We start from the raw sequence: 9368 nt of genomic DNA on the forward strand, positions 1-9368 counted from the left end.
CGTAATGGAACCCGCCGGAACAGCACAGCACCCCTCAGTCGCGCAAGGCGGCCGGGGGTGCATTCCGGATGTCTAGGTTGCTTTTGCCCTTCTCATTGCCAGATAGGCCAATACGCCCATGAGAATATAGAATCCGCCTATCACCACATTGAACATCAGGTTTGCCATCGTCGAACCCTCCGCAATCAGTCCGTAGTAGATGGGAGAGGTTACGGTGCTGATGATGCTCATCAGCGCAAATCCCATAGAAAACTCGGCCAGGGCCGGGGTCTGATAGTCGGGATCACAGATTTTCAGCAGCATCATACCCGTGATAGTGACCCCCGTGTTGGCACCCCAGCAGACGATCATCCGCTCGAAAGCGTAGTTGCCGCGGAAGACCCTCCGGGCAATGGGGAAGGTGATCCAGGAGACCAGAAAACCCAGCACGCACATCACCGCAATAGGGGTCAGCAACTCCAGCACGGCGGAGACGTCACAACTGGCGATGGCGCCGCAGATCGCCACATCGGACATCGGTCCCGTCACCCGCGCCTTGACCTTTTTGTCGATCATCCAGTCCAGCTTCAGCCTGCACAGGCAGTAATTGAGCCCATACATGATGACCAGCGCATAAAACCAGACCGGACAGGAGGAAAACGCCCCGTTCATCTCACCCAGCGTGGCGCGCACCCAGTAGGCAATGCCGCAGCCCAGAAGGATAATGGCCAGGTGTACCGTGACAGGGTCCACCGAGGAGCTCAGGAACATCTCCCGCCCAAGGGACCCCTGCTGTTCTGGATCGGTGATGACTCCCCGGGCCGTAGTCTCCGGAATCACGCCTGCGTCAAAGCCGGCGATCTCCTTCCGGTCGTTGGCCCGTTTGATCATCCAGATGCCAATGAGCATACCGCCCAGCAGCCCCACGGTGGCCATAGTGACGCCCACGCTCTGGGCAGTGCTCCAGTAGTCCAGCTGAAAGTCCTGCAGAATACCACCGATGGCCGAGGCCGTACCGTGTCCCCCCGCAAACCCCTGGCTCAATTCCCAGCCAAAGGTGCGGTAGAGATCCCACCCCATGGCGGTAAACACCAGGTTGACCCCGTATCCCACTACACCTTGCAGACAGCTCACCGTGGAAAACAGCGCGCACATCAAAAGCACAGACGGGCCATACTGAAGCAGGCCCTTCTTTTTCCGGGCCCGGTCTGCCCCCATGCCGTTGCCAAGGGGAGCCGCCGCGAAAATGGGTACGATCAGAATGGAAGGCAGCAGGGACCACGTATTCAGGTAGTCCTCCGAAAATGGTATCAGATTCAGCACGCGCGGGCCCACGATCAGGGCCAGAAATCCACCGATCACAGAGGCGGGCAGCAGCAGTTTTCTAAAAAACGGGGCCTTCGCCCGCAGAAAGGCTCCGATCAGCAGAAATACCCCTAAGATGGCCACTGCCTTCAGCAGTTCCGTAAATAAGCTTGACGTCATGTCAGTCCCCCCTATTTTCCTCGTTGTTCCGTCTGGTTCCGCCGCCTCTCTCCCGCCGGCGGATATGGCAAGGAGCCGGTCACAGAACGTTGATTCCATGGCGGCTCCTTTCCGAAATTGCTTTAATTTACATGGGGAAGAGCGTCATGGCAATCAGCGTGCCCACAACGCCGCGCAGAATACCGGGGAGGATACCCACCTTGAACATGGTCTTGGCGCTGTAGCCGCCGACGTTCATGGCCATGGGCACCACAGCGGTGGCCATGGGGGTGATCAGAGAGGACATGGTAGCCAGGGCGCACAGGATCACCGGACCTCTGGGATCGCAGCCAATGGAGGTGCAGGTGATCACAGCCACGGGGGTCAGCACGGTGCTCACCGCGCGGTTATACAGCAGAGAGGTCATCAGGAAGCTGACCATGTAGAACACAAAGCCAATGATATAGCCGTTGGTCACGCCCTCCAGCACCTTGGCAATGGCGTCGCCGACCATCTCGGCCGCGCCGGTCTGGGCCAGGCCCTCGCCGAAGGCGGACACGCCCACATACAGCAGCACGGTGCTCAGGTTGAGGTTGTCGATGGCCTCGCGCTCGGTGAGAACGCCGGTAACAACCAGAACGATGGCGCCAGCCAGGGTCACCTGCCAGGAGGAGAAGCCCAGCATCAGGCAGATGACAACCACTGCGAACACGCCGTAGCCCAGGACCTCACGCACGGGGCTCAGAGGCTCCTTCTCCTGCAGCTTGCGCCCGCCGATGGCGGAAATGGGGCGCTCGGGCTGGTCGGGCAGCATACGGGGCATGACGAAGATGGCCCACAGCAGCGTCAGGATGCCCACAGGCAGGAAGACGCTGGTCTCGCTCCACATATTCAGCTGGGTCCCGGTCCAGCCATAGGACTCCATAAATCCGTTCTGGGTCACATACCAGGCGGCATAGGGGCCGATGGGCTCAACGATGAAGCTGGTGGAGACGGTGGCGACCGCGATGGGATACATCATCTTGGAGGGGCTAATGTTCATACGGTCGCACATGCTCTGCACCAGGGGATGCACCAGGGCAAACAGCGCCACGATGCTGGGAACAAACTGGCCCAGCAGGCAGGTCACCAGCATATAACACGCCAGCACCTTAGTGAAAGAGCCGTCGGTGATCTTATAGAGCAGCCTGGTGATGTGGTTGATCATCTGTGTGCGGCTCAGGCCGGCGGCCACCACGAACATGGCCGCCATGGTGACGACTGTGGAGCTTCCGAAGGTCGCGACCGCCGTTTTGGCGTCCAGACAGCCGGTAAACACCAGCAGGATCATGGCGCCCAGGGCGGTAAACGACATGGGGAGCTTGTTGGTGAAAAACAACACCAGCATCGCCACAAAGAGGACAAGACAAATGGTAATTTGGGTCATAACGATTTCTCCCTACTCTTTTTTGTGTGTGTACTCAAATCGTATGCAAGATGTCTTCTATGCCAACGCGGTTAGGGTGTCTGAAACAGATCCCGGGGAATTTTGGGCTGGATTTCTGCCGGGATGGGGGGCTGGTAGGTCTTGCCGCCGGTACGGCGCAACAGTTCCTCCTTGGCCCGCCGGATGATTTCGGGGTCCTCCAGGGCGTCGATGGCGGACGCCGCCATCACCTTGGCCGCATAGAGCATTCCCTTCTTCGCCATGGGGGTCTTTCCCACCGCGACCATCTGCCAGGAGTGCATGGGCACTCCGGCGGGCATGGTGGCGGCGTTGATCTGAGCCACAGGGCAGTTCCAGCTGACGTCGCCCACGTCCGAGGACACAAAGCCCTGGCGCTCCCGGGCCAGCGGCATCACCACCCGGTGGATGGGCTCGTCGGCCCTGGCCTGCAGTTCCTCGCGCATCTGGGGGTCCTCCACCTCGTCCACCAGGGAGTCGTAGTAGGTCTTCCCCTTGGGGAAGGTCTGCTGATACCGCCGGGCCTGCTCCAGATCGGCCTCGTCAAATCCGGCAGGCGGCACCTGCTCCAGATTTTTCTGCATCAGGCGGTTGAGCTCGGTGTTGATGACCACGTTCGAGCAGGCTTTGATAAACTCGATCTCCACCGTCGTATCGGTCATCATCGCCGCGCCCCGGGCAATTTTATTGACCCGGTCGTAGAGGTCGATCAGCTGCTGGGGATGTACGGCACGCAACAGATACACCGCCTGAGCGTAGGGCTGGACCGTCCCCGGAGCGCTTCCCCCGGTGTCGGTGATGGCGTAGTGGATCCGTGTATCGGTGGGCACATGTTCCCGCAAAAACTGTACCCCTATGTTCATCAGCTCCAACGCATCCAGCGCGCTGCGCCCCTGCTCGGGAGACATGGCCGCATGGGCGGAGACCCCACGAAAATGGTAGCAGATCTGATAGTTGGACATGGTTCCCTCAGTGGAGACGCTGTTGACCTCTCCGGGATGCCAACTAAAGGCGATATCCACCTGTTGAAACACTCCGCTCCGGGCCATAAAGCCCTTGCCGGAGCCCCCCTCCTCTGCGGGACAACCGAAAAACACGACCGTCCCCGGCAGATGATTGTCCTGAAGATACTGCTTCACCGCAACGGCCGCAGCCAGCGACCCCACACCCAGCAGGTTGTGGCCACAGCCATGGCCGGGAGCCGACTCCTGCGCCGGGATTTTCTCCAGCGCGGCCTCCACCTGGCTCAAGCCGGGCAGCGCGTCAAACTCCCCCAGAAAGCCGATCACCGGGCCGTCGTTTCCATAGGTGCCGGAAAACGCGGTGGGAATCCCCGCCAAATTCCGCTCCACCTGAAAGCCCAGGGCCTCCAGCGTGTCACAGTACAGTTCGGCGGCATACTTCTCATGGAAGCCCACCTCTGGATGCTCCCACAGCTGGTCGCTGACGCGGCACAGCAGCTCCCGATTCCGGTCAATGGCATCCAGGGCCTGACTCTTCTGGTGATTCATCTGTCCTCACTCCTTTCACCCTCTGTTCATTGGTTCCCGAATATTTTGAATTTATTTAAGACATTTAAAGACACTATTCGGAAATCTTGCTTTAGTATAAAAAAGAAATGCAAGTGCTGTCAAGTTATTATTCACTTTTTTCTGTATTCTCCATTTTTAACAAACCACTACACCTCTCTCTTGTCTTTATCTGGGTTTTCTCCGCTAATTATTTCTATATTCCCCCTCTTCCTGTCATATCTTGAATCTTTTTTTGTCAATTCCTCAATATTTGTCCCCCGGGCAAAATGGGTTGCTCTGGTGGAACAGCTATATTATAATGAAAGCAGAATGTTGTATGCAGAATTTGGAAGGAACGAGGCAGCCAGCATGTATTCCATCGGAGTATTTACCAACGAATTGTCCCTGCAGCGGATTTTAAAGCTCAATGACCTGCTTTCTCAGCGCAGCTATATCACTTATCTGCCCTATACTTCCCCGGACCACCTCCGTTTTTTGTACGAGGAAAACCAGGGAAAATTTGATGCTCTGCTGTTCAGTGGCTCTTACCCCTATAATGTCATTCGGAAATTTTTTCCTCAGGTGGCTGATGTGCCCCACGCGTACTTTGACCTCTCCCCCGTGGACTATTACAAGGCCATCGCCGCTCTGGCCATTCAACACCCGGGGCTGGACTTCACCCGCGTCTATTTTGACCGCCCCCAGGTCCCCGTGGATTTCAAGTCCATTTTTTTACAGGAGGATGCCCCCAGATTGGGCACCGCCCCCATTGACTGGCCCAATGTGGATGCTCCGGACTGGTATGTCCCCCTCCAGGAATACTATAAGCAGCTGTGGGACAGCGGGACCATTGACCTGCTGGTGACCCGCTTTGCCAGCATGGGCTCCTATTTTGATACCCACAGTATCCGCCATCAATATCTGTATCCCTCCCAGGAGACCATGCTGGAGACCTATCAGGATCTGCTGCACCAGCTGGACGCCAGCGCAATGCGGGCGGCGGCGGCCTGCGTGGCTCTGATTGATGTGCCCAAAACACTGACTCAGCAGGAGCAGCAGACCCTGTGGGAGCGATTGCAGCAGTTCAACCGCCAGTCCGGGATGCCCTTCCTGACCTACCGACTCCCCAACCGCTTTGAGATCACCTCCAATACCTCCACCCTGAAGGAACTCACCCAGCAATACACCACCTGTCCCCTGATCTCCTTTTTGACGGAAAAACTCTCCGTCCCCATCTGTATCGGCTGGGGCAGCGCCGGAAATATATCCGAGGCATATCAAAACGGCCTGCGCGCCTTAAAGCAGGCCACCCTGTATGGGGATTGCGCCACCTTCATTTCCCTGGAGAACAATGTCATGATCGGACCCCTTTCCAGCACACAACGAATGGTTTACAACGACATTCCCGACAAAAATCTGATTCAAATCAGCGAGCGGGTGGGCATCTCCCCCTTGTATCTAAATAAAATTTTGTACATCATTCAGCAAAAGCAGGGAAATACCCTCTCCTCCGAGGAGCTATCCTTCTTCCTCAACGTCACTACTCGAAGCGCCTCCCGCATCTTGAAAAAGCTGGAGGAGGGCGGGCTGGCCCGAGTGGAGTATAACCGGCAGCTCAATTTCCGGGGCCGTCCTGCAAAAATTTACACCATTGACCGCTCTAAGCTGGAGTCCGGCCAGGCGCTCTGAGCAACATACCCAGGCACCTCTGGAGCAGCGGCTGTGGCAATTTTTAACCCGCACAACGATGGCGCGGAAATCGGAATACGAAAACTGCACGGTTCAGTCCGTGCAGGCAGGAGGCTCCTTTGATATGGAAGAATAGGAACAAAAATCCAAGAAAAACGAACGCAAGATGTACAGCAACCCCTACCAAAGTCTGGAGGCCATCTGGACAGTGCTGTGACAACTAATCGGAAACCAGTCACAAAATCCCTCGAAAAACAGACATGAAAAGAGGAGTCTTGGAAAAGAACCAAGACTCCTCTTTTTTGTTTTTCCATGAGGAGCCCCAAGAAAAATCCTTCCACATCCAACTGTTTTCCCAACGGCCTAAAAGCGGCTTGAAATCAAGCGCCTGGAATCCGCAAGCCGCTGCGGCAGAAAGAGTCTAGCAGAAAACGGAAGGGAAGAGACAGACGGCTGGATTGGAACTGCATGGTTTGGAAGCAGAGAAATCGCGGCGGGGAAGTGTATCGTCAATGATGTTTTTTACGCATAATTCGCACCATGAGGTGGCCCCCAGAGTGCGGTCAGAATTTGTGGGAGTTTATGTCGCTTTTTCGTTAGACCGGAACAAGTGCTACGGCTCCACGCCTCCCGGGAGTATCCGCTGAGTGTGGGCGAGATCTGTCACTATCTTCAAAATAGGGAGCAGCCGCCCTCCCGTGCCACGGTGAACCGGATCCTGACCCAGGTCTCCAACCTTTTGGAGCTGTTCTCCTCTGACCCCCTGGTTCATCAGGACGCCCCCGCCTGCACCAGCGTCTATCAGACGGAGAATGCCCTCCATGTCGTTCTGGAAGTTTACGATGGAACGGTGCTTCACCAGGATGTAGCTCTGGACCTCACCATTTCCCCGTTTGAGGCCCCCACCTACTCCTCTGTAGACAACCTCCTCAAAAACAAAGTGCTTTCAATCTGAAAACCTTTCCCTTCCAGCTGCGCTGTGTCGGCCGAAAGAAAAGCGTCACAGGCCGGTACCGCTATATCCCCTATGACAAGTGGGAGGCGGAGCAGACGTCTCAGCACAACAAGACCACCCGTTACTACTATCTGGACAATCCCCTGACCGAGGGCGAATGGTGGATTTTTGCCGACCTGGTGTAGGTCTATCCCCACATCTCCCAGAATCAGACGCAGAAGTTTCTGGACGCACCCAACCGACTGCGGTCCCGGCCTGCAACGTATATCCCCAGCCGTTTTGTCTACAAACAGGGGGAAATCCCCAGCAGTTTGCCCTGATCAATCAGCTGGATTAGGCCATCCGGGAACACCAGAAGGTGAAGATCACTTACGGGGAGTACCGCTTGATCTGTTCCGAACGGTGCTGGCAGCCCAAGCTGGTGGAGCAGGCAAAAAACAGCCAGCTCACCGTCTCCACCTATGCCCTGATGTGGTCCAACGGCAACTATTACCTGGTCTGCCGCCATCGCAGCATGATGAATCTGCGCACCGACCTGAGCCTGCATGTGGAGCTTCTTCCCGAAACCTTTGAGCCTCTCAAGGACTTTGATCCAGCCCAGTACCAGGACCGCACACCGGGCATGTATCCCGGCAAGGAAACCTATGTTTGTATGCGCTGCCACGAGCGGATTCTCAACACCCTGGTGGACTTTTTTGGCAGCGTGCCCCAGTACACGCAGCCCAACAGCCAGGGACTCACCGAGATCACCATGTCCATTGCCGCCGAGGGCGTCAAGCTCTTTGCCCTGCAATACGCCGACAACGTGGAGCTGCTGGAGCCTCAATGGCTGCGGGAAAAATCAGAGATACCTTGACCCGGAATGTAGAAAAATATGCTGGCTCATAAAATTTAAACCGTGTGAGGTGTTACCATGGCCCATCACAATCGAAGGAGGCATCGGTCATGAGAATCAGGAGTCCCAATCTCAAAGCTCCCTGGACAATCTGTTTGAAACACTCTTTAATCCCACGCTGTACACTTTGGAAGAGATGCCCGATTGCCCGCGAACTTACAATAGGCGCACACCTGTTCCGTGTTTGGCAGCTCCTCTCTCATTTATCGGAAGTGCCCCAAACAAACCAAATGATCCATGTTATAATATGCAACAACACCACATTCACTCAAAATCGCAGAAAGCATGGCTGTGCCTGTAATATGTTTTTTCCGGTTTCGTGGTGACTTTGGGCAAGTGACTTCTAAGAAAAAAGCAAGAATGCGTTCTTGTCCTTGAGCATCAGCACACATGATAGACATAAGATTCATATAGATCATGTATCCTTATCAAAACCACTCGTCATAATTTCATCGTGAACAGGCTTGCAGATTTATCCAAAATCCCAGATATGCAATGATGAGCCATCCATATAAACGGGATACCTGGACGGGGGAATCTTGCTATTAGACTAGCAGTATTTTTTCTTTTTCACTTTCGCGATCAAATAGGTATTACTGAGAGCACGCATAGCTCGCTCCAGCGCATCCTCCTAGAGCTGGCCACCGGCAAACAAGTCAGTCACCTCTCCAACCAGTTCATCAAGGTGCTGCTCCGCCTTAAAACCACCTTTTTGGCACGTCTCCATTGAATGGATGTCAGCATGATTGAGTAGATAGTCAACTGTGGTGTTGAGCACGGTTGCAATATCCCCGATCACCTTCATGTTGCCTGGTCTTCTTGAGCCTAATTCATAATTTTATATTGTCCTCGTCGTTACAGAAACTCTTTCTACAAATTCCGTCTGTGTTAATCCGGCTGCAAATCTCTTCTCCTTCAGCCGCTCCTTAAATCCCATAAGGGCACCTCTTTGTGTTGTACTCCTGCTGCGACGAACGATTTTTCATAAAAGTTTATTAATTTGAACTGTTATTCCAGCTATAATAAAACCAACACACGAAATATTGTTCGCATTAATAATATGCGTTTGTCAATCAAGAATATGAAATGCGGCCTACTCTGCTTTGAGGTAGTTTTGCCTCCGGGAGCTTTTTTGTTTACTGTCCCCCAATTTTCTGAGCCGCGGATGGCACAGAAATGACTTGCTTCATTCTGCTCTCAGAGGTACAATGCAGACAGTCAGAGATATGAAAAACGCTCCCCGTCCCTGTCGGCAAAAGACACCGGCAAGGGCTGGGGAGCGTTTCTGACCACAGACCCCACCACACACCGCCCCGGACCACACGGAAACAGCATGGTCAAAGAGGCCCAAAGATGAAGTGGAGCGGAGCCGAAACAGGTAGTGTCAAGGATTTTTCGCAAATTAGTTTGCAGTCGCTGGAGTAAATGAAG

At 54.8% G+C, this 9368-nt stretch carries 7 protein-coding genes; 3 read left to right on the forward strand and 4 right to left on the reverse strand.

All coding sequences use genetic code 11. From position 1 onward, the window contains the following. Window positions 1-72: 72 nt before the first annotated feature. From ACLTXB_RS05170 to ACLTXB_RS05180, 3 genes are all read right to left on the reverse strand, one after another. Window positions 73-1464 carry a sodium/glutamate symporter gene (locus ACLTXB_RS05170; RefSeq protein WP_428226262.1) on the reverse strand — a complete coding sequence of 464 codons (1392 nt, stop codon included), beginning with the start codon at window positions 1462-1464 and terminating at the stop codon, window positions 73-75. A gap of 127 nt (window positions 1465-1591) precedes the next feature. Next, the gene (locus ACLTXB_RS05175; RefSeq protein WP_428226263.1) at window positions 1592-2869 is read right to left on the reverse strand and encodes an SLC13 family permease; all 1278 of its coding nucleotides are present in this window, start codon (window positions 2867-2869) and stop codon (window positions 1592-1594) included. Window positions 2870-2940: 71 nt separating this feature from the next. Then, entirely contained in the window at window positions 2941-4398 is a 1458-nt protein-coding gene (locus ACLTXB_RS05180; protein WP_119345454.1) for a M20 family metallopeptidase, read from the reverse strand. A 369-nt stretch (window positions 4399-4767) separates the two neighbouring features. On the opposite strand from ACLTXB_RS05180, the gene ACLTXB_RS05185 reads away from it, so the two are divergent. The 3 genes from ACLTXB_RS05185 (at window position 4768) to ACLTXB_RS05195 (ending at window position 7898) form a co-directional block, all read left to right on the forward strand. Then, window positions 4768-6087, forward strand: coding sequence for an HTH domain-containing protein (locus ACLTXB_RS05185; protein ID WP_172592660.1), 1320 nt, complete (start codon window positions 4768-4770; stop codon window positions 6085-6087). A gap of 649 nt (window positions 6088-6736) precedes the next feature. After that, window positions 6737-7042, forward strand: coding sequence for a hypothetical protein (locus ACLTXB_RS05190; RefSeq protein WP_428226264.1), 306 nt, complete (start codon window positions 6737-6739; stop codon window positions 7040-7042). A 340-nt stretch (window positions 7043-7382) separates the two neighbouring features. Then, the gene (locus ACLTXB_RS05195; RefSeq protein ID WP_428226267.1) at window positions 7383-7898 is read left to right on the forward strand and encodes a WYL domain-containing protein; all 516 of its coding nucleotides are present in this window, start codon (window positions 7383-7385) and stop codon (window positions 7896-7898) included. A 670-nt stretch (window positions 7899-8568) separates the two neighbouring features. Here ACLTXB_RS05195 and ACLTXB_RS05200 read toward each other — a convergent pair. After that, window positions 8569-8742 (reverse strand): hypothetical protein, encoded by a 174-nt coding sequence (locus tag ACLTXB_RS05200; protein WP_428226265.1) that lies wholly within the window; start codon window positions 8740-8742, stop codon window positions 8569-8571. Between the last annotated feature and the right edge of the window lie 626 nt (window positions 8743-9368).

The organism is Flintibacter sp. (assembly GCF_046973065.1).

Coding starts and splice junctions, on each gene's coding strand:
- ACLTXB_RS05170 (WP_428226262.1), bottom strand. CDS start 1,464: ATGACGTCAAGCTTATTTACGGAACTGCTGAAGGCAGTGGCCATCTTA.
- ACLTXB_RS05175 (WP_428226263.1), bottom strand. CDS start 2,869: ATGACCCAAATTACCATTTGTCTTGTCCTCTTTGTGGCGATGCTGGTG.
- ACLTXB_RS05180 (WP_119345454.1), bottom strand. CDS start 4,398: ATGAATCACCAGAAGAGTCAGGCCCTGGATGCCATTGACCGGAATCGG.
- ACLTXB_RS05185 (WP_172592660.1), top strand. CDS start 4,768: ATGTATTCCATCGGAGTATTTACCAACGAATTGTCCCTGCAGCGGATT.
- ACLTXB_RS05200 (WP_428226265.1), bottom strand. CDS start 8,742: ATGAAGGTGATCGGGGATATTGCAACCGTGCTCAACACCACAGTTGAC.